The sequence below is a fragment of the Psychromonas sp. psych-6C06 genome, from assembly GCF_002835465.1.
Lineage (GTDB): Bacteria > Pseudomonadota > Gammaproteobacteria > Enterobacterales > Psychromonadaceae > Psychromonas.
In genome coordinates this window covers 525,235-546,491 of sequence record NZ_PIZM01000001.1, presented here as the reverse complement: position 1 = coordinate 546,491, position 21,257 = coordinate 525,235, and the positions used below count along the sequence as shown (strand labels likewise).

Annotated in this window: 18 protein-coding genes and 1 tRNA gene; 9 read left to right on the top strand and 10 right to left on the bottom strand. The window is 38.8% G+C overall.

Features of this window, described 5'->3' with window-relative positions:
* Positions 1-22: 22 nt before the first annotated feature.
* The 4 genes from thiL to CW745_RS02430 form a co-directional block, all read right to left on the bottom strand.
* Positions 23-1,006, bottom strand: coding sequence for a thiamine-phosphate kinase (thiL, locus tag CW745_RS02445; protein WP_101106917.1), 984 nt, complete (start codon positions 1,004-1,006; stop codon positions 23-25).
* Positions 1,003-1,905, bottom strand: coding sequence for a 23S rRNA pseudouridine(2604) synthase RluF (gene rluF, locus CW745_RS02440; RefSeq protein ID WP_101106915.1), 903 nt, complete (start codon positions 1,903-1,905; stop codon positions 1,003-1,005). The genes thiL and rluF overlap by 4 nt, the downstream gene beginning before the upstream one ends.
* Before the next feature lie 156 nt (positions 1,906-2,061).
* Complete coding sequence (locus tag CW745_RS02435) at positions 2,062-2,349, bottom strand: hypothetical protein (RefSeq protein WP_101106913.1); 288 nt, start codon at positions 2,347-2,349, stop codon at positions 2,062-2,064.
* Between the two features lie 344 nt (positions 2,350-2,693).
* A tRNA-Leu gene (locus CW745_RS02430) sits at positions 2,694-2,779 on the bottom strand.
* 236 nt (positions 2,780-3,015) lie between these two features.
* On the opposite strand from CW745_RS02430, the gene CW745_RS02425 reads away from it, so the two are divergent.
* From CW745_RS02425 to CW745_RS02415, 3 genes are all read left to right on the top strand, one after another.
* A complete protein-coding gene (locus CW745_RS02425) occupies positions 3,016-4,767 on the top strand; it encodes a choice-of-anchor I family protein (RefSeq protein WP_101106912.1) in 1,752 nt (583 codons plus the stop codon).
* A gap of 194 nt (positions 4,768-4,961) precedes the next feature.
* On the top strand, positions 4,962-5,285 hold the full coding sequence (locus CW745_RS02420; RefSeq protein ID WP_101106910.1) for a VF530 family protein: 324 nt from the start codon (positions 4,962-4,964) through the stop codon (positions 5,283-5,285).
* Positions 5,286-5,354: 69 nt separating this feature from the next.
* Complete coding sequence (locus CW745_RS02415) at positions 5,355-5,708, top strand: DUF3622 domain-containing protein (RefSeq protein ID WP_101106908.1); 354 nt, start codon at positions 5,355-5,357, stop codon at positions 5,706-5,708.
* A 184-nt stretch (positions 5,709-5,892) separates the two neighbouring features.
* On the opposite strand, the gene CW745_RS02410 is transcribed toward CW745_RS02415, so the two are convergent.
* From CW745_RS02410 to apt, 4 genes are all read right to left on the bottom strand, one after another.
* The gene (locus CW745_RS02410; RefSeq protein ID WP_101106907.1) at positions 5,893-7,524 is read right to left on the bottom strand and encodes a polysaccharide lyase; all 1,632 of its coding nucleotides are present in this window, start codon (positions 7,522-7,524) and stop codon (positions 5,893-5,895) included.
* A 720-nt stretch (positions 7,525-8,244) separates the two neighbouring features.
* The gene (locus CW745_RS02405) at positions 8,245-8,577 is read right to left on the bottom strand and encodes a YbaB/EbfC family nucleoid-associated protein (RefSeq protein WP_101106905.1); all 333 of its coding nucleotides are present in this window, start codon (positions 8,575-8,577) and stop codon (positions 8,245-8,247) included.
* Between the two features lie 40 nt (positions 8,578-8,617).
* The gene (gene dnaX, locus CW745_RS02400; RefSeq protein ID WP_101106903.1) at positions 8,618-11,032 is read right to left on the bottom strand and encodes a DNA polymerase III subunit gamma/tau; all 2,415 of its coding nucleotides are present in this window, start codon (positions 11,030-11,032) and stop codon (positions 8,618-8,620) included.
* Positions 11,033-11,037: 5 nt separating this feature from the next.
* Positions 11,038-11,583, bottom strand: coding sequence for an adenine phosphoribosyltransferase (gene apt, locus CW745_RS02395; protein WP_101106901.1), 546 nt, complete (start codon positions 11,581-11,583; stop codon positions 11,038-11,040).
* 196 nt (positions 11,584-11,779) lie between these two features.
* Between apt and CW745_RS02390 the strand changes: the two genes are divergently transcribed.
* The 3 genes from CW745_RS02390 (at position 11,780) to CW745_RS02380 (ending at position 14,918) form a co-directional block, all read left to right on the top strand.
* The gene (locus CW745_RS02390) at positions 11,780-12,721 is read left to right on the top strand and encodes a tRNA-dihydrouridine synthase (RefSeq protein WP_101106899.1); all 942 of its coding nucleotides are present in this window, start codon (positions 11,780-11,782) and stop codon (positions 12,719-12,721) included.
* A 242-nt stretch (positions 12,722-12,963) separates the two neighbouring features.
* Positions 12,964-13,962, top strand: coding sequence for a response regulator (locus CW745_RS02385; protein ID WP_101106897.1), 999 nt, complete (start codon positions 12,964-12,966; stop codon positions 13,960-13,962).
* A complete protein-coding gene (locus CW745_RS02380; RefSeq protein ID WP_101106895.1) occupies positions 13,962-14,918 on the top strand; it encodes a diguanylate cyclase in 957 nt (318 codons plus the stop codon). The genes CW745_RS02385 and CW745_RS02380 overlap by 1 nt, the downstream gene beginning before the upstream one ends.
* Before the next feature lie 632 nt (positions 14,919-15,550).
* Here CW745_RS02380 and CW745_RS02375 read toward each other — a convergent pair.
* Together CW745_RS02375 and folD are read right to left on the bottom strand one after the other, a co-directional pair.
* Entirely contained in the window at positions 15,551-16,750 is a 1,200-nt protein-coding gene (locus CW745_RS02375) for a diguanylate cyclase (protein WP_101106894.1), read from the bottom strand.
* 237 nt (positions 16,751-16,987) lie between these two features.
* Positions 16,988-17,842 (bottom strand): bifunctional methylenetetrahydrofolate dehydrogenase/methenyltetrahydrofolate cyclohydrolase FolD, encoded by an 855-nt coding sequence (gene folD / locus CW745_RS02370; protein WP_101106892.1) that lies wholly within the window; start codon positions 17,840-17,842, stop codon positions 16,988-16,990.
* A 205-nt stretch (positions 17,843-18,047) separates the two neighbouring features.
* Here folD and yccS point away from each other — a divergent pair, with 205 nt between their 5' ends.
* Genes yccS through yeiP form a run of 3 tightly spaced genes read left to right on the top strand, consistent with a single transcriptional unit; the run spans position 18,048 to position 21,180 of the window.
* Positions 18,048-20,228 carry a YccS family putative transporter gene (gene yccS / locus CW745_RS02365; protein WP_101106890.1) on the top strand — a complete coding sequence of 727 codons (2,181 nt, stop codon included), beginning with the start codon at positions 18,048-18,050 and terminating at the stop codon, positions 20,226-20,228.
* A 10-nt stretch (positions 20,229-20,238) separates the two neighbouring features.
* Positions 20,239-20,568, top strand: coding sequence for a TusE/DsrC/DsvC family sulfur relay protein (locus CW745_RS02360; protein ID WP_101106889.1), 330 nt, complete (start codon positions 20,239-20,241; stop codon positions 20,566-20,568).
* 45 nt (positions 20,569-20,613) lie between these two features.
* The gene (gene yeiP, locus CW745_RS02355; RefSeq protein WP_101106887.1) at positions 20,614-21,180 is read left to right on the top strand and encodes an elongation factor P-like protein YeiP; all 567 of its coding nucleotides are present in this window, start codon (positions 20,614-20,616) and stop codon (positions 21,178-21,180) included.
* Positions 21,181-21,257 lie beyond the last annotated feature (77 nt).

The following is a 21,257-nucleotide window of genomic DNA, read 5'->3' as shown; positions in this document are numbered from 1 at the left end:
AAAAATACCTGATTGTATTGTTTTATTTTTTAAAGTGATCCCAACCGGAAAGCGCAAGAGAGAGCGGTTTACTGGATTGAGTGATCCTGATTTTTTCATCTTCGTTTGCCAATACATCACCAATGACGGTGATTTTATCAATCAAATCTTGCTTTAATAAGTCTTGATAGGCGTCTGGACTAAGCGTAAATAACAACTCGTAATCATCCCCTCCCGACAGTGCATATTGATAAGCTTGCTCTTGGGTAACCTTGTCCTGCTCTATTTCTTGCTGCATTGCATTCGAAAAAGGTAAGGCATCAGCCTTAATATGTGCACTGCATTTAGAGGCATCGAGGATATGTTGTAAGTCTTGTAGCAAACCATCAGAAATATCGATGCAACTTGACGCCTGATTAACTAATAACATACCGAGTTCATTACGAGGCTCAGTTAACTCTAAAGCATCAACGAAAAATTGACTGTTAATTAACGACCTATTTTCCAGTTTATGCGCGAGCCCTAGTGCACCGTTTCCTAAATCACCCGATACACAAATCAGATCGCCCTGTTTGGCACCGTTGCGTTTAAGTGCTTTATTACGACTGACGATCCCTTTCGCAGACACCGTAATCGATAACGGCCCCTTAGTCGTATCACCGCCAACGAGTTGAACGCCTTGCTTATTAGCAAGGTCAAAAAATCCCCGTGAAAATTCACTTAACCAATGGGTTTCAACATTAGGCAATGTAATCGCTAGCGAAACCCATTTAGGTGTCGCCCCCATGGCAGCTAAATCACTTAAATTTACCGCTAAAGATTTATAACCCAGACGATACGGGCAGACATCTTCAAAAAAGTGAACACCAGCGACTAAGGTATCGGTAGTCACAGCGAGCTGGCAACCATCGGGAATATCAAGAATAGCGCAATCATCGCCAATGCCGATATCAACGCCGCTATCTGTCACACCGCAGTCATGCAGTTTAAAGTAGTGTGTAATGACATCAAACTCGCCTAAACTCATTTACGTTTTAACGTTAAGGTACGTTTTCCATTCTTAGGCTTATCTTGCGTTGATTTATGTTTATTATTGACGAATATTTTTTTAGTCGCAGGTTTAGCTGAGTGTTGTTTCTTAGGTGCTTGTGCTGCTTGGCCATTTTGTTGTTTAGGTTGCGCCGTATCTACCGCTGTTTTTGAAGATCCCGAAACCGCACTATTGATGTCATCCATCTCTTGGACGGTTAAGTTACGCCATTGCCCTGGCTTTAACTTATCAAGCGTAACATTCATAATGCGTGTACGTTTTAACTTAGTCACTTCATAACCTAAGAATTCACACATACGCCTAATTTGACGATTAAGCCCCTGGGTCAAAATTATTGAAAATACAAAACGACTTTGTACTTTCACCACACAGGGTTTCGTTATTGTATCTAAAATAGGCACACCACGTTGCATGCGATCCACAAAGCGTTCACTGAGAGGTTTATCAACGGTGACTAAATATTCTTTATCGTGTGCATTTTCAGCGCGTAATATTTTATTAACGATATCACCATCACTGGTTAAAAATATTAGCCCTTCTGAAGGTTTATCGAGGCGTCCGATAGGGAAAATACGCTTTTTATGGCGGATAGCATCAATGATATTACCATGCACATTTCTTTCTGTTGTACAGGTAATACCAATCGGTTTGTTGTAGGCAATATAGACACGATCAGATTTATTTTGTTCAACCGCATTGATACGTTTTCCATCAACAACAACGCTATCGCCCGGTTGCACTTTTGTTCCTAACTCGGGTACAACACCATTAATTTTAACGCGATTTTGCTCTATTAATTTATCTGCTTCGCGTCGCGAGCAAAAACCAGAGTCACTAATATATTTGTTAAGGCGTTTTTCACTGCTTTTATCCACACTGCTTTCCTATTCATTTTATGCAATGGGTATTATACGCGTCTCACTTCACAGTGCCCTATTTTTATTAGGGAAATTTCACAGTCATACTTTAAACAAGCCACCAATTTATTCATTATTGTGAAGAGAACAATAAATAGGAGGTAAAAATTATAACTATGACTGCTCACTGCGCCATAAAATAACTTTACAGTTTGTACAGGCATGGTAGAACTTATTTTTGTTTGGATTCTCTTTTTCTGAATTTAACGAACGTTCAATTGTCTCAGTATGTCCACAATATTGACAACATAGTTCTCCTTCGGATGTCGTCGTTTTTTCAATTTCTTTATATTCAGGCAAAGTAGGTAAACCTTCCCAATCTGTTTTTGGCGCAGGTTTGTTTCTAATTAATACAAAATAGATAAATACCATAATGATGGCGAGTAAAATATATTCAGTCATATGTTTTCCTTTCATGTTACATCAGTTTACTGTGGCACAGTATATCCAAAAACAATGGGATAAAAATTGATAGGAGATAATTGCAAAGGAAATATTATTCGCAATTGTATTGGTATTATACCAATTCCAATAAGTATGTGATCTAAATTTAACGCAGGGAAAATGGCTTAATTCAAGGCGTAAGTTGATGTAAATGGTTGTTCCCTTTGCGAAACTTACAACGTGGAAATAAGTTATTTTAACCAGTTAAATAGATCAGCTATTTACTGGAATTGGTATTGTTACGTTACACTTTTCAACAGGCATAAAAAAACCAGCTCAAGGCTGGTTTTTTTATTTAAATATGGTGCCCGGAGCGAGACTTGAACTCGCACGCACAGAATGCACAAGATTTTAAATCTTGGGTGTCTACCGATTCCACCATCCGGGCTTAACTTGTTTAAGCATGTTGCTTAGTAAGTGGTGGCTATTCTATACAGATTTGATGCAACTACAAGCGCTTAGACACATTTTTTTTGCTAAAACTAGTTAACTGACGATTAATCAAACAAATAGCATTATTTACGAACAATACACTGCAAAAAACAGATAGTTCATTCATATTACTGTCATAACTTTTCTGTAAAAAGTATGACTCTACAATTAAAACAATCAGATAGGTTAAAAATGAAACGTACTATTTTATCAACAATCATCCTTTCAACAGTATTGAGTGCTTGCTCAAATACAGCAAACGAGTCATCAAGTATTCAGTTAACACCGCAAGGTCGTTACCACAGTAATATTTTTGATCAAAGTGCAGCAGAGATTGTTGCATTTGATGCGAAGAGTAAACGTACCTTTGTTGTAAATGCACAGTCAGGAAAGATTGATGTACTTGATAGTGAAAATATTAATTCCCCATCTCTCATTAGTTCATTGAATATCAAAGCAGATCTTAAAAAACAACTTAACGTTGATGCGGGCGCAGCCAATAGCGTTGATGTTTTCGATGGCCTAATTGCAGTTGCTATTGAAGCTGAAACAAAAACAGATGCTGGCTGGGTCGCTTTTTATAATGGTAACTCATTAAACTTCATTAGTGCTGTGTATGTCGGTGCTTTACCTGATATGTTGACCTTTAGTAAAAATGGCAAACAATTAGTTGTGGCGATTGAAGGTGAGCCGAGCGAAAAAAATTATGCCATTGATCCAGAAGGTGAGATCGCACTTATTGATATCAATTGGGAATCTGAGCAGTTAACTACAGAGGTTACTCGACTTACTTTCAGCGACTTTAATGAGCAAGGCAAGCGTCACTCTCAACTTCCGCAACAACTTGTTTTAAATGGTTATCAAGCAAGTGTTGCACAAGATTTAGAGCCAGAATATGTTGCTATTAATTCAGACTCGTCAAAAGCCTATGTCAGTCTGCAAGAAAATAATGCGATTGCAGTGGTCGATTTAAAGAACAGATCGATTGAGAAAATCATGGCACTTGGTTTTAAGGATCACACCCTAAAAGGTAACGAGTTTGACGGCAATAATAAAGACAAAAAAGTAGCGATAAAAAATGAACCAGCCTTAGGTTTATATCAACCTGATTCCATTGCCACTGTTACTATTAATAACAAAGACTACCTATTAACTGCGAATGAAGGTGATGATCGAAGTGATTGGTTAACGGACTTATCACAAAGTGAATGTGAAATGGCAAACTTTTACTATAACCACGAAGACAAAGCCTGTGCCGATGATATTAAACTTAAAGATGCCTTTGACAGTTCAGTGTATGCACCATTAAACAATGCATTAGACTTGAGCAACTTTAAAGAGGGGGGGCCACTTCAAAGCGCCGTGCAACGTGTTAAATTCTCATATTCTGTCACTAAGCAATTTGGTGATATTGATAACGATGGAAAAATTGATCGTATGATGACCTTTGGTGGTCGTTCATTTTCGATTTGGGATGTTGAAAATGAAACATTAGTGTTCGACTCAGGCAGTGATTTTGAAGGCATTACCGCTGAGAAATATGGAAAGCAATTTAACCAAACGCACAATAAATTAAAAAATGAAGACAGAAGTGATAATAAAGGTCCTGAGCCAGAAGCACTAACCACTGCTCAGATTGATGGCAAAACCTATGCGTTTATTGGCCTTGAGCGAATGGGTGGGATCATGGTGTACGATATTAGCACACCAAGTGAAGCAACCTTTGTACAATACCTTAACAACCGTGATATGACGGTTAACCCAAAAGATAATAAAGACACGAATGGTGATGGTGTTAAAGAATATCAAGTTGATGCAGGGGATCTAGGCCCAGAGGGCTTTAAGTTTGTATCAGCAAAGGATAGTCCAACACAATCGCCTATTTTAATCGTGGGCAATGAAGTCAGCGGTACAACAAGCTTTTACAGTATCGACCTTAAATAACGCCTGCCAACTTTATAGAGAATAAATGAAGGGTAGCCCTCACTGCCCTTCATGCTTTCCTAACCAGATACTCAAATCTACCTATCGTATTTACTCAAACGAACATAGGGTTAAGTTTTAAATCCCCTAAGAAAATAGATATATTGCATCGCTTTTTGTTACACTAGCAGTTTCCTCCTTATTTAGGTATTTGCATGAATCAAGATCCACTTCACGGTGTCAAACTGGAAGATATTTTAGTCAAACTCGAAAAAGAGTTAGGCTGGGAAAAAATGGGAGAAACACTCAATATAAAGTGCTTTATTAATAATCCAAGGTTAAAATCGAGCTTAAGATTTTTACGTCAAACTCCCTGGGCACGCAAGAAGGTTGAAATTTTATATCTAAAAACTTTTTGTAGCGATAACCCTGCGACAAAGGCGTTGATTCGCAACTTTATTGAACAAAAAAATAATTCAGCCGTTAAAACACGTATCAAAGATGATGGTTTTAGCTGGCCAACAATAAAAAACAAATAAACTGATTCCATGTTAAAATTAACCAGTACTGAATTTCAGTAAAAGAAAACCTATTAGGATAAACAAATAATGTCACAAAAAAACAAATTCGACTTTCGTATTAATCAAGTTGGTGAACAGTGGGATGCGGAGATAACACGTCGAGTTTCTGCGCGTAGAACATCGGTTTCTAAGCGTAAAAAAGGCTTTGCTAATGAAGCATTAGCAACTGAATGGGCAAAAGAGGCACTTGAAGAGTTCCTTAAAAACCAACAAGAAAGCAATAAACGTAAATCAGAAAGACGTGCAACCCGCAACGAACTGGCAGCACAAGCATTAGCGGCTAAAACAGCAGCAGCGGCCGCTTTTGATGAAAAACAACAGGCTTACTTTGAATCATTAGATGATGAAGACGAGTACGATGAAGATTACGATAACCAGTAATTTTGTATTCACTCTCAAGTAGCAACGTGCTGCTTGAGAGAATATTCCCCCATTCTATCAAGCAGTGTACGAAAGCCCCCCATCCCAACAATTCAAACTAAGATTTTGAAAACAGATCCTTTGTGCATTGATGTCTCGACACTCAAGACACCAATACCTTCGAGCACTAAGCTTTCAGCCGAACTTATTTAAGCTGTGGATCATTGAGTAATATCCAGTATTGGCCAGAATCTAAACGCACAGGACTGTATATCTCAAGGTGATCCTCTGGTAAGAAGGTCTGTAATGGATCTTTATTGCTATGCACATATTTACGTGCTTGATAGTGTAAATATTCACCTTCATCATTTTGTCGATAAACCAATGAATCTTCAGGATAACTACTACCTGTTTGCCACTGCTGATAACCTGATAGTGGTGCACTATAATATACCTGCTCTTTTTGAGTCTCTACTATTGCTAAAGGGCTCTCTTGCGCAATGACGATATCATCAAAGTAACTATACTGTTCTGAAGTTGGTGCCCATGCAGTGCTACTTCCGCCAAAGAAGGTTTCAAATAAAAATTTGTTGATAGTCACATTTGCATCTGTTCTTAGGGTTAATCCAGTGAGCTCAGATACCTTTTCACCATCAATATAACTTTCAATGTAAGCATCATTATTACCGATACTGTTTAATGAAACGAAGCTTGTGATGGTATACCAGACGCCTTTTTTAAAGAAAGTGTAAGTGCTTTCATAATCACCGCAATATTCTGTTTTTGCAGGGTTATATAAATAGTTAAAAGCATGTCCCTGTTCACGCCACATAAAACGAGCACTAAATCCGTCGATAGCACTGTTAGTGACACAACCTGTTGGTTTGCTTCCTGCATCCCAGCCAGCTAATCCAGGTAGTTTGCCACCTTTTACCCATTCAAATGCTTCATCGAAACGAACTTTGTATTGTAACCATAGTTTGTCAAAGCCACCGCCCTCAATATCATAATTGAATACCGAAGCTGAACTTCCACCCACATTATTGGCTTCATAGGAAACACGTAAAACATGATTTTCAGGCTGATCAGGGTCAGTCACAATTTTAACGCGTCCCGCTTCAACACCCGAAGAGGTGTTTGCTGACTTATTCCAGTCATTTGCAAACTCTTGTTCACTATATAGACCTAACTCATGCTGATTGAAGTTATTAAAATAGATAAAATCAAGCTGGTCTATATCGGATGGCACCGTCGTAGGAGTTGGGGCAATCGTTGGAACTGCAGTCGGTACAATCGTAGGCGCCAGAGTTGGTGTTGGTGCCAATGTAGGAACAGATGTAGGCATATTTGTTGGAGTAACTGTTGGCAATGCAGTAGGTGCGATGGTTGGCAATGCAGTCGGAATTACAGTTGGCGCAACTGTTGGCAAAGCCGTCGGAATTGCAGTTGGCGCAACTGTTGGCAAAGCCGTCGGAATTGCAGTTGGCGCAACTGTTGGCAAAGCAGTCGGAATTGCAGTTGGTGCTGCGGTTGGCAAAGCTGTCGGTACTGCAGTGGGTGCGATAGTGGGCACTGATGTTGGCGTAATACCGCTGTCAATACAGTTGCCTAGCAATGACCATTCTTGCCAAGGGCCCGACGTAAACTCTGGGTCAGCGCCTTTGCTCCACCAATTTGCTTTGTATTTTTTCTGGTTATGGACAATGTGAGTACCGCCAACATAGGTACCATCAACAGTCCAATTATTCACACCAGTACAATCGGTACTGCTAGCTAATGCTGTAACAGGTTGAACGAGTACACTAGCGACTAAAATAGCGAGGGGGGAATATTTCATCGTTTAATCATCCTTAATTATCCATCAATCGTTATACTAAATGCATAACCTTCTTCAACAACATCCTGTTGCCGTAATACCAAAAGAATTAAAAAAGCTATCAGTCTTATACCAATTCCAGTAAATAGCCTATCTATTTAACTGGTTAAAATAACTTATTTCCACGTTGTAAGTTTCGCAAAGGAAACAACCATTTACATCAACTTACGCCTTGAATTAAGCCATTTTTCCTGCGTTAAATTTAGATCACATACTTAATGGAATTGGTATTACTTGTTAAAATTTGCGCTACCTGTGTTGCGAGTTTTATTCAAAACATCCTGCTCTTCACCACCTTGTGGTCAGCTAAAGCTGTTCAAAATCGTTCCATACGATTTTGTGAAGGGAGAATTACTAACTTCGGTATCTCAGGCCTTGGTAGTTTAAATTTTTGTTGCGCAGTACGAGATCACTTTATAAATAACATTGGTATAAAAGTATTTTGCCAATCAAATTCAGCTATCTATTCTGCACTTTTAAATTCTAAATATTGGTTAAAATTAAAGCGAGCATATTGGTGGTTTTGTAGACATATTTGTAAGGAAGTTAACAAAGTGGTTTAAAAAGATAAAAATATGACAGATAAAAAAGGAAATAAAATTAACTAGTTAGTAGTAGCCACGTTTACCTCAGCGTTGCAATGAACAAATGTAAGGTAAACACAGCTTTAAAATATAAAACCTAGAACGGCATTTTGAAACCAGGAGGAAGATCCATGCCACCTGTCAAGCCACTCATTTTAGATTTGTTGACTTCTTCTACGCGGCGAACTGCATCGTTCATAGCGGCTGCAATTAAGTCTTCAAGTAACTCTTTATCATCTTCCATCAACTCAGGATCAATCTCTACTTTACGGACATTGTGATTACCCAACAAGGTGATTTTTACTAAGCCAGCACCTGATTCACCAATGACTTCTGTATTAGCGATATCAGCCTGTGCTTTTTGCATGTTTGCTTGCATCTCTTGGGCTTTTTTCATTAAATCGCCCATTCCACCTTTACCATTAAACATAATTTTTTCTCTCTATTTGCAATTAAATTATTGTCTGTAATTATAACGGGATCACACTATTTTCATAGACTTTTGCACCGCAGTTGGCCACTAAAGCTTTAATATTTTCATCTTCTACAATGGCGCGTTTAGCATTGTCTAGATATTGTTCATAAAGTGCCATCTCAGATTCAAAGGCAGTTAACTGCCCCTCTACATCGCCCACTTCAATATACATACTATATTGGGTCCCATAGTAATTTTTCAACTGCGTTTGTAACTCTTCGCACAAACCACTATTTTTAAGCAGATGCTGTTGCGCCTTTTTGAGTGTTAATACAATCTGATTATTCACCTTTGTCATCACGCTATTTTTAGCAAGTAACTTCACTAAACCAAACAGGTTCATCTGTTGAATTGCTAAAGACCACGGGTCCGTTAGTTTATCTTCAACATACTTTGCTCTGTCAATTTCAGTCGCTTCAAAGGGTTGATTGGTAAAAAATGGGTGTTGTCCTAGCTGTTTTTCAGGAGTGACATCTCCGTTATGGAGAGCCTCAACAATAGGCTCTAAAATCACAGGTTTTTCAGAGACAGGAGGAGCCGTCTGTAACGCTTCTGGCGGAATATAAGGTTCATATTCCTCCTCAGTATACTCATTATTGTAGGCCTGTTGATATTCACTCTCTTGATATTGCTCTATCGGGGCTAAATGTTCGTCGCTCACTGGATCAGAAATGGCTAAGGGTTCATTACCCTGATTTGCTGTTTCGACTACTTCAACAACGGTGTTTTGCAGTTCAACTTTATTTTCAACAGTAGCAGGTGCGACAACAGGCTCATTTATTTGAACATCAGTTGTCGCCTGTGACTTTTTTGCTTCATTTCGCTTTAATCGATGGCTACGCAACATATTTCGAGAGCGAGTAACCTCTGTGATCGGCGCAGTATCTACTACAGGTGGTGGCGTAATAAATGTATCACTGCTTTCCTGAGAAGCTATTATCTCAGCTTCTTGTAGTTGTTCATTTAGTGGCTCATGAGTATCAATGTTTAGCGGCGCTTCTGGTGGCAAATGCGCTACTTCTTCCCTTACAACATCCTCGATTTGTCCATGAAATTCGAGGGAACTATTTTCTTCGAAGTTTTCAGTAATATTATTTGTAGTGTCATTTTGTGTATCTTGTACCGTTTCATTTACAGCTGAAACATTGTTACTCGCCATGTTTTCTGTTTGAATTTCTGTTGAACTGGGCCCAATTTGTGTATGAGTCGGTTCAACAGCCTGTTTTTGCACATTAGTTTCTTGAGCAACAGTGCCAGTAGCCGGAGAGTTTACCGATGAAAATGCTTTTGGCGCTTCACCTTCAAGCAGTGTACTTTCATCAAGTTCAATATAATTAGCAGGCTTAAATGCCAGCAAACGCATTACCGTCATCTCTAGCGCTACTTTGCCATTAGGCGCAAAGGGATAATCTTTAAAGCCTTCTAGTGCAATTTGATAATATAGTTGCACCTCTTCCGGACTTAAACGCTCGCTAAGTAATTGTATCGCTGTTTTGTTTCCATTTGTTGCTAGCGGTTGCAGTTGTTGTAATGCAATTTGATGGCAAAGTCCTGCGAGTTCTTGATGCAACTTTGCAAAATCAGCACCGAGTGCAACAAATTCTTCAATCTTTTGAAAGACCTTAGTGATATTGCCTGATGCCACAAAATGTAAGAGATAATGCAGATGACTATTATCAAGAGTACCTAGCATTTTTAATACCGATTGATACTCAATATTTCCTGCGCCAAAAGCCAGTGCTTGGTCGGTTAAACTCAATGCATCACGCATACTGCCATCAGCCGCTTTTGCAATAACATTAAGCGCGGTATGCTCAAAGGTTGCATTTTCTTGCTGTAAAATAAATGCTAGTTGGGCTTCAATTTGCTCTGGTAGAATCGCTTTTAAATGAAATTGCAAACATCGTGATAAGACGGTAATCGGTAACTTTTGTGGATCAGTCGTTGCTAATAAAAATTTCACATATTCAGGAGGCTCTTCCAATGTTTTAAGCAAAGCGTTAAAACTATGCTTAGATAACATATGCACTTCATCTATTAGATAAACTTTATAGCGTCCGACAGCAGGCTTATATTGAACATTGTCAAGTAACTCTCGGGTATCATCTACTTTGGTGCGAGATGCGGCATCAATCTCAAGTAAATCTACAAAACGTCCCTGATCAATCGCTACGCAATGCTCACATTTACCACAGGGAGTTGCCGTCACCCCCGTTGCACAATTAAGACTCTTCGCTAATATTCGTGCAATGGTGGTTTTACCCACCCCGCGTGTACCACTAAAAAGATAAGCGTGATGTACCTTATTGTTCGCGAGACCATTACTTAAAGCCGTTAATACGTGAGGCTGCCCCACGACTTGAGCAAAATTATGCGGGCGCCACTTACGGGCTAATACTTGATAACTCACCCAGACTACTCGCCTTCAAACGTGATTAAAGAGAACTGTTCAACACCTAACTTTTCAAGTTTAGCTGCACCGCCTAACGCAGGCAGCTCAATAACAAAAGCAGACTCAATGACTACGCCGCCTAAACGTTGAATTAGTTTTACAGAGGCCTCTGCAGTACCACCCGTTGCAAGCAGATCATCCATTAACAAAACAGTTTCACCTTCCACAATAGCATCTGAATGAATCTGAAGCGTATCAGTACCATATTCCAAGGTATACCCTTCTTGAATCGTATCACGTGGTAATTTTCCCGGTTTACGGACAGGGACAAATCCAGCCCCTATGGCAGCAGCCAGTGGTGCGCCAAAGATAAAGCCACGCGCCTCGGTGCCCACTACTTTATCAATCTTTTTATCTTTATAACGAGCAACAAATTGCTCGATAGTTGCAGAGAATGCTTCGCCATTTTCAATAAGGCTAGTCACATCGCGAAACATAATGCCAGGTAACGGATAATCAGGAATCGTTTTAATACTGTTTTTGATTAACTGCTGTACATCTGAATTCATGGGGATCACTCATAGTAAAAAATTATGACTCTAGAATAAATAGTCACTGGCGTAACTGCAAGGCTTTGCATCAACTATTAAGCCTTTAATGCCTTAAACTTCATATCCACATAATAAAACATCATTTTTATTGTATCGCCAGTCACTTTGATAACGGGTATACTGCGGTCTTTTTTATTTTCGAGTCCACTCATATATGAAAATTACACTTGCTCCGATGGAAGGCGTTATGGATCACCACATGCGCCAGTTGCTAACCTCACTGGGTGGGATCGATCTTTGCGTGACAGAGTTTGTTCGTGTTATCGAACTTCGTTTACCCGCCAAAGTATTTAGGCGCGTAAGTCCAGAGCTATTCAACGGTAGTAAAACCGCTTCCGGAACACCGGTACGAGTCCAATTGTTAGGGCAGAATCCAACTTGTTTAGCTGAGAATGCGAGTAAAGCACTGCATGTAGGCTCTGATGGTATTGATCTCAATTTCGGTTGTCCTGCAAAGGCGGTGAATAAGAGCAAAGGGGGAGCAGTATTACTAAAGTCGCCAGAAACTCTTTATAGTATCGTAAAAGCTGTACGAGAAATCATGCCTACCAATCAGACCCTTAGTGCAAAAATTCGACTTGGTTATGATGATAAAAGTTTAGCGATTGAAAATGCCCAAGCGATTACTGAGGCAGGAGCCGATGAATTAGCCGTTCATGCACGCACAAAAGAGGAAGGTTATCGGCCACCAGCACACTGGCATTGGATAGCTAAAATTCGAGAAGCAATCAACATACCCGTTACGGCCAACGGTGATATTTTTACACTTGATGATGCTAAACGTTGCATGGAGATAAGTGGCTGTGACCGTTTAATGATAGGACGTGGCTCATTGGCGATGCCGAATTTAGCGCAAGTGATTAAAGAGAAAGAAGCCCCCTATAGTTGGCCTCAAACTTTAGATTTGATGATCGAGTATCTTTTTATTCAAACCCATGGCGATAAAGAAAAATACCTTCCCAACCGCATCAAGCAGTGGCTTACTTTTATGCGACAGCAGCAACCTCAGGCACTGGCATTTTTACACCAAGTACGTAAAGTAAAAACCACTTCCGATATGCTTGAGGCAATCCGTCACGAGCGAGCAACCGCCTAAATCATATAATATATTAGGCAAACTTAATAAACCTTAGAAGTGATTAGCAATTTCGTACTCAGCGATTGCATCGAGTCGCAGTTAAATTAATTTTAGGGTTAATATAGCTAGTTAGTTCACAGTTACTCTTTTTTATCTTCAATAAAGAGAAATCTATCTAATTGTTCCGACGAAATACAATATCTGTTCTATCCTAATTAATTAACAACATTCCTTTTTTCACTCATAAATTCAGGATATTTATGTCATTACCCGTTTTAATTTGTGACGACTCCGCATTAGCAAGAAAATCGATAGCCCGATCTCTTCCAAAGGACTGGGATATCACGATTAGTTTTGCTGAAAATGGAGAGCAAGGCATTGAAGCGATTCAACAGGGCAAAGGCGACATTGTCTTTTTAGATCTCAACATGCCTGTTATGGATGGTTATCAAGTCCTAGAAGCTATTTGTAAACAAGATCTTCCCGCAATCGTCATTGTGATATCAGGTGATATTCAACCCGAAGCACACAAAAAAGTACGTGAACTCGGCGCCATCGATTTTATTCAAAAACCAATCAATCAAGAAGTGTTGATTAGCTTACTCGCTTCATTTGGTATCTATAAAGCAGGGAGCCATAATTCACTTGAAGTTGAAGAAGCAGATACCAAAATTGGTTTGCGTGATGCAATGCAAGAAGTTTCAAATATAGCGATGGGCCGTGCAGGGGATTTGCTTGCTCGATTGTTAGATGTTTTCGTTTTATTGCCTATTCCCAATGTAAATACACTGGAAACTAGTGAGCTTCATATGGCGTTAACTTCAATAGCCGATAACGATAATATTTCAGCAGTTTCACAAGGCTTTATCAGTTCAGGAATAAGTGGAGAGGCGTTGATCATTTTCCATGATTCTAGTTTTAAAGATATGGCAAAATTACTCAAGTATAACGAAAAAGTAGATGATCATATCGAAATAGAGGTGATGAATGATACCTCTAACATTTTAATTGGGGCATTTTTGAATGGCCTTGCCGATCAACTTGATATTCATTTTAGTCAAGGCCAACCCTGCGTTTTAGGGCAACATTGTCGTGTGGAAGAACTGATAAAAGATCGACAGGAGCATTGGCAAAAAACACTAGCAATTGAAGTTAATTACGCAATTGAAAACTATAATATCAAATGTGATCTTTTATTACTTTTCACAGAAGACTCCATTGATACCCTTACTAACAAAATAGGATATTTATTAAACTGATGAGTACAAGTATAGAGCTTAAAGATATCCATTGGCTGATCGATATGGTTCAAAACATCGATGTAGGTTTAGTGGTGATCGATTTAGAAATGAATGTTCAGGTATGGAATGGTTTTATGGAAAATCATTCTGGTTTATTGACAGCGCATGTTGTTGATCGCAAATTAAATGAACTTTTTAGCGATATCCCAAAGGAATGGCTACAACAAAAACTTGATACAATTAGTATTTTAAAAAACAAAGCTTTTACCACGTGGGAACAACGCCCCTATCTGTTTAAATTCAAAAGTTATCGCCCTATCACCGGCAACGCAGAGTATATGTATCAAAATGTGACCTTTTTACCACTCACTGATATCACCCAAAAAGTAACGCAAGTATGTATGATTATTTATGATGTTACGGACGTGGCCGTTAATAAAAAAATGGCTATTGAAGCAAATAGAAAATTGGAACATTTAAGTCATACAGACACCTTAACTCAACTTCATAATCAAGGTTATTGGCGCGAGTGTTGCCATATTGAGTATAAACGACATACACGCACTCAACAGCCCTGCTCATTGGTTATATTAGACATAGATCATTTCAAAAAAGTAAATGATTCTTACGGGCACCCTTTTGGCGATAAAGTGATTAAGGGCGTTGCAGATTGTATACGTAAGAATATGCGTGAAACAGATATTGCAGGGCGCTATGGCGGCGAAGAATTTACCCTTATGCTCGTTGATACTGATCTCACAGCGGCTAAACTCGTTGCTGAAAGAATTAGAAAAGGAATTGAATCTTTAACTTTTGACTTTCAGGGCAAAGTCGTAAAAATTACCGTAAGCCTTGGGCTAGCAAATATTACCGGGAATATCTCTAGTTATGAAAGTTGGATAAAAGTTGCAGATCTTGGTCTATATATAGCCAAAGATACAGGCAGAAACAAAATTGGGATCAGCCCACATTAGGCCTCATTCAAAGTGCCACAGTATGTAGTGCTTAAGTATATAGTGATACGTTGTGTATCACTACATATCATTCTTTATCAACATTGACTTCAGTTATACTTTAGTAATACCAATTCCACTAATATAGTGTTCAAATTTTACGTAGGAAAAAGGAGGCAGCACAAGGCGAAAATTACAGTAAATAGTTGTTCTATTTACAAAACTTTTAACGCAGAGATAGCGCCTTTTAACCAGTAAAAATGATCAGTTATTTAATGGATTTGGTATAATACCAAAAGCATAAACAGGTACTCCGTTTTACTTGTTAAAATTTACGTTACCTGTGTTGTAAGTTTTCAAGAGAGAATAACTCATACCAAGCTAGATAAATACGCGATAAATTTTGCTAATTAAAATCGATGATCATTGCGCTGTTTTCAGTCCAAATAGAAAACTATTGCTCAACCAAACACCTACCTACAGCAAATTTATCCTTGGCTAAGTCTCCCTTCCTGCACATAATTTAACTTATTTAATTCAATTGCTATAAACCTGATATTGCAAAAGAAAGTCGGTCACATAAAAAAAAGCCAATAACTTTGCAATTATTGGCTTTTAATATTTCAAGTCAGAACCAGTTCAGTGGCTAATCATTAACTCACACTAATTTGGTCAAAGCCCGATGATTTGGCATCACTTAATGCGTTATCAACTTTTGTCATCAATGTCTTCATTGAGTTTTCATCACTCGGGAAGATATTCGATAGGCCTAAGCTCATAGTCAAACTATTTTTTACTGGTGATAATGCGTGCTCCATTGCGAGCTCTTGAATACAAGCTCGTAATGATTCAGCTACTTTCAAGCCTTTAGTTGCATTGCCACCTTTAACTAGTGCAACAAATTTAGCACCTTCTAAACGTGCAATAAAACACCCAAACTCTTCACACTTACTTTTTAGGGTACAAGCAGCAATCAACAATACATCTTCACTGGTTTGTTGGCCATAATGACTCGCATATTCCTCAAAGAAATCCAACTCACAGATAACCATGGATAATAACTCTTGATCACGTGATGATTCTTGCCAAGCATTGACAAAATAACTATTAAAATCACGGCGATCATAAATTTGCATTTCAGACATCAAACGATCAAAGTCGCTTGGCTCTGGCTCATTGATGGTTTCAAGCTCTAATGGATCACTTCCCATTCCTGCATCTTCATTTTTTAAATCAACACTGCAACTAACTTGATTACGACCTGATTTCTTAGCTGTATATAAGGCATTAGCTGATTTTTGCATCAATACTTTCATCGATGAAGGATACAAGCTAGAAAGACCAATACTTAGCGTAACGACATCGCTGACTTCAGAGTATTTATGCTCAGTACGAGATTCTTCAACAGCAATTCGAAGTGCTTCGGCTATTTCTTTGGAAGCTTCAACATCTCCACCTTTGATTAATATTGCAAATTCATCACCACGGTATCGAGCTAAATAGCAACCAAATTTTTCACAGGTATTTTTAAGAGCAAGCCCAATCACTAGCAACATAAATGCCGAGCCTTGGTGGCCATAGTTATCGTTGTAGTCTTTAAAGAAGTCGATTTCACAGATAAGAACTGATAATAATTCACCATTCTCACTGGCTTCTTGCCAGTACTTATCATATTGAATATCAAAGTCATGACGATCGGCAATGTTCATTTGCGACATAACCTGCTCAAAGGCAGAGCTTTGAGAGCTTACTTTATCTTCTGCGCTTTGATATTTACTAATATCAACCACTGCTTCACTAGAAGCAGATTCGTAATCACTATTTGGACTGTCAGTTAAATTAGATTGTGCCATCAGTTATTCCCTTATCTTGGTTTCATAATTAACCTATTAATGACTCACCAAGCTTAGGCTTAATGAATAGCAAATAATAACAACAGGTTATTCTGATAATGACTACATAATATAGGTTTGTAATATTGAGTTCACTTAATACCGCTAATTGGCTAAAGGTTATTTGCTAATCCTCACATTTTTATAAGCATAAGGGTTAAAAGTACAATGGCTTCAACACTGTTTTTCACAATTTAGTTAACTATGAAACTCATTACATGCAAACAAAGTATTTTCAATCAAGGTTGCAACAGTCATTGGACCTACGCCACCAGGTACGGGTGAGATCCAAGCTGCTCGTTCTTTAGCTACATCAAATTCAACATCACCTGCTATTTTTCCATTATCTAAGCGGTTAATGCCCACATCTAAAACAATCGCTCCCTCTTTTACCCATTCACCAGGAATAAAGTTCGCTTTACCGCGAGCGACAACCAGAATATCGGCACGCGCAACATGGCTTTGTAGATCTTCAGTGAAACGATGGCAACAAGTCGTCGTACAGCCAGCAAGAAGTAACTCTAAAGTCATAGGACGTCCAACAATATTAGATGCGCCAACGACAACGGCATGCTTTCCTCTAATATCAACGCCGATAGATTCAATCATACTGATCATCCCCCTTGGCGTACAGGAACGAAGTAATGGAATACGCTGTGCAAGACGTCCAACGTTGTAGGGATGGAAACCATCAACATCTTTATGTGGGCTAATGCGCTCAATGACCGTCGTTTCATCTAATCCATCAGGCAATGGGAACTGCACTAAAATACCATCGATAGTAGTATCTTCATTTAATTCATCAATTAAAGATAAAAGTGCATCCTGCGTTGTTGTTACTGGTAAATCAAATGCTTTTGAGACAAAACCAACTTTCTCACACATTTTACGTTTACTACCCACATATATTTGCGAAGCAGGATCCCCACCAACTAGCACGACAGCAAGCCCTGGTGCACGTAAGCCCTTCGAAACACGTTGCGCAACACCTAGCGCTACTTTATCGGTAATTGCAGCAGCAATCGCTTTTCCATCAATAATTTGTGCAGACATGTTCCATTCTCTCTGGTTGGATAAAAAGTGCAGTTAATTTGGCGCGCATTATCGCAAAACTGAGCTTTGATGTCACATAAATTGCGCTAATAATAAAGGCGTTTAACTAAAATTTAATTATTTTATTATTTAAAAGCTTTAAGATTAAGATCAAGGGTTTATTTTTTACGTTCGCTAAACTGCTTTTTATTTTTCAAGGCTCTATATGAATAATGCAATTTCTCCAATGTTAAGACGTCTCGTGTCAGATTCCAATATTCATGTTGGCGTTCGCGTATTTATAGCAATGATTATTACTTTCTTTATCCCTATTGCTAATATCGCACCTACATTGTTTACCCAGCCTTCACTGAACCTTTCAATCTCTCTCTGTTTGGGGGTTATGGCCTCAGCTATTGTTGAAAACGACGATAATCATATCGGTAGACGCAAATTTTTATTTGCTATTTTAGCCTGTTTTTTTGTTGCCTCATCAAGTGTTGAGCTTCTTATGCCCTACCCGATATTCTTTGCGCTAGGTTTATTAATATCAAGTTTTGCTTTTATCATGATTGCCACACTTGGCGCTCATTACAGCAAAGTGGGTTTTGGGGCAATTTTAATCGCAATCTATACCATGGTTGGGCATCAACCCGAAGCCATGTGGTATGAACAACCACTACTTTTGACATTTGGAGCTCTTTGGTATGGCTTGTTCTCCATGGTATGGAATTTTTATAACCCTCACCGATCTCTTCGCGAACAACTTGCACAACTCTTCTTTACATTAAGTCGTTACCAGCAACAAAAGTCAGCATTGTTCAATGAAGTAGAGGGGTATAATCAACAGGCTTTGTATGCTATCCGCCAGCAACTTGCTATCCATAATATTTCTATCATGGCACGCTTACAGCAGTCACAAAACATTATTCAATCGCGCATGCAAATTCGTCAAAAGCAAGATGAATTAAAATCTTTAAACCAACTTTATATCATTGCAGAACAAATTCATGAACGAATTAGTGCTAGCCAGTATCTTTATAGTCAATTGGAGAACAGCTTTGGTAAAAGCCAAATCTTAGAAGGCTATCATTTGCTGTTATTGGAGCTTAGTGAAAATTGCTACCAGCTAGGTAGTGCAATTAATGATAAAAAAGTTTATCAGCATACGCGTCGCTTAAGTTGGACAATTAAAGCACTTGCCGACCAACTCGCTTTGCTGAAGCAGAAAATGCAACTAGTAGGTGATAATCATGAAGCGATGCTGGCACTGCAAGCTATTTATGACAATATCAAAGGGATTGATACCCTATTAAAAACGGTAAATTCCAACAACGAGTTGGCTGTAATATCCCTTAACCAAGAGCAAGAGTTAACCAAGTTACCGTTTTGGAAGCGTATTCTTAATGCACTATCTCCACACAACAACACTTTCAAGCATGCGGTTCGTATCAGTGTTAGTTTAGCCCTGGCCTTTGTCGTACAACAAAGTTTTCAACTCGAGCATGGGTTTTGGTTATTATTGACGGTGTTATTCGTTTGTCAGCCAAGTTTTAGTGAAACACGTAAACGGCTAATACAAAGGATATTAGGTACGCTACTAGGACTAGTTATTGGTTACCCTATCTTACTGTTAGTCGATAATATTGCCTTACAAGTCTTTTTTATGATTGCCAGCGCTTTCTTTTTCTTCAACTATCTACGTACAAATTATGCATTGGCGGTTATTTTTATTACGCTGTTTGTCATGTTTGTATTTAATCTACTCACTGGTACAGGCATAGAGATTTTACCCGCTCGAATCATAGAAACGTTATTTGGGGGGATCCTCAGCGTACTAGCAATCACTTTTATTTTCCCTGATTGGCAGTTTCAACGTTTCCCTCTGTTAGTAAGGGAACTATTAACACTGAGTAACCGCTATTTTAATTTAGTTAGTAACCAGTATCAGTATGGTAGAAGTGAGAATTTACATTACCGAATAACTCGATTTCAAACATTTCTCGCTGATGCAACATTGGCAAGTGCTTGGCAGAGCATGCTATTTGAACCCACTTCCAAACAACAACTTAATCGTGAAGTCTATGCACTCGTAAATCGTTGTGATGCACTCGTTTCTTATATCGCGGCACTCGCATCACATCGTCACAAAATAGAAGGGTTTGAGCATAACATCGCCCTACAGGGCTTAATGAATGCTACCGCAAGACAGATATCATTAGCCTACGATCCACAAGGCATTGATCAGGCACAACTGATGATCACCATCGAAGAGTTTGAAAATTATAAACCGACATTATCAGGTGAAGCACTCTTAATTGTTGAGCAATTACGTTTAATTGCTTTTACTGCCCTAGATATACAAGTGCTTTTACAAAAGGTAAACTTCCCCAATACGGATCGATAAAAGAGAAAATATTGTGTTATTTAATGGACAAGAGTACCCAACCGACAATCAAGGTTATCTAGTAGACTCAACAAGCTGGAGTGAAGGTTTGGCAATTGAAATCGCTAAACTAGAGTCAGTTGAGTTAAGCGATGCACATTGGCAAGTGGTATTCTTTGTACGTGAGTTTTATCTTGAATTTAATACTTCCCCCGCCATTCGAGCACTCGTAAAAGCGATGCAAAAAAAGTTTGGTGCGGAAATGGTAAATAGTCGTTATCTATATCGATTGTTCCCCGATGGTCCAGCTAAACAAGCAACGAAAATCGCAGGGCTACCAAAGCCCGCTCGTTGCATCTAAGCCAACTCTCCCACAAACAAAAACAGTTAATAGAGGAATATAGTAATGCCAAAAGCAAGTGATGTTAAAAAGAATAGTGCTATCGAGTTTAATAACAGTGTCTATATCATTAAAGATATAGAACGCTCAGTGCCACAAGGCCGTGCGGGTGGTAGTTTATACCGCATGCGTATGTATGACGTAGTAACAGGTGCAAAAACAGATGAAACATTTAAAGACAGCGACATGCTAAATCTTGCTGATCTTATTCGTCGAGATGTCATGTATTCATACCTGGATGGTGAAGAGTTAGTATTCATGGACAATGAAGATTACACGCCTTACAACTTCTCAAAAGAGCAAATTGAAGATGAGTGTTTATTCATTACTGAAGCCACTCAAGGCCTGCAAGTCTTACTAATTGATGATCAAGCTGTTGCACTTGAATTACCACAAACGGTATCACTAACTATCACTGAAACAGACCCTTCTATCAAAGGCGCTTCTGCGAGTGCACGAACTAAACCAGCGACATTAGAAACGGGTCTTATCGTACAAGTACCTGAATATATTGCTAGCGGTGAAACAATTAAAATTAATACCGCTGAGAAGAAATTCATGAGTCGTGCGTAATTGACCTACCAATAAGTTAGCCGGCTCTAATTTATATCTACACACTTATCAACGATTAAAGTAGGTAAGTGTGTATT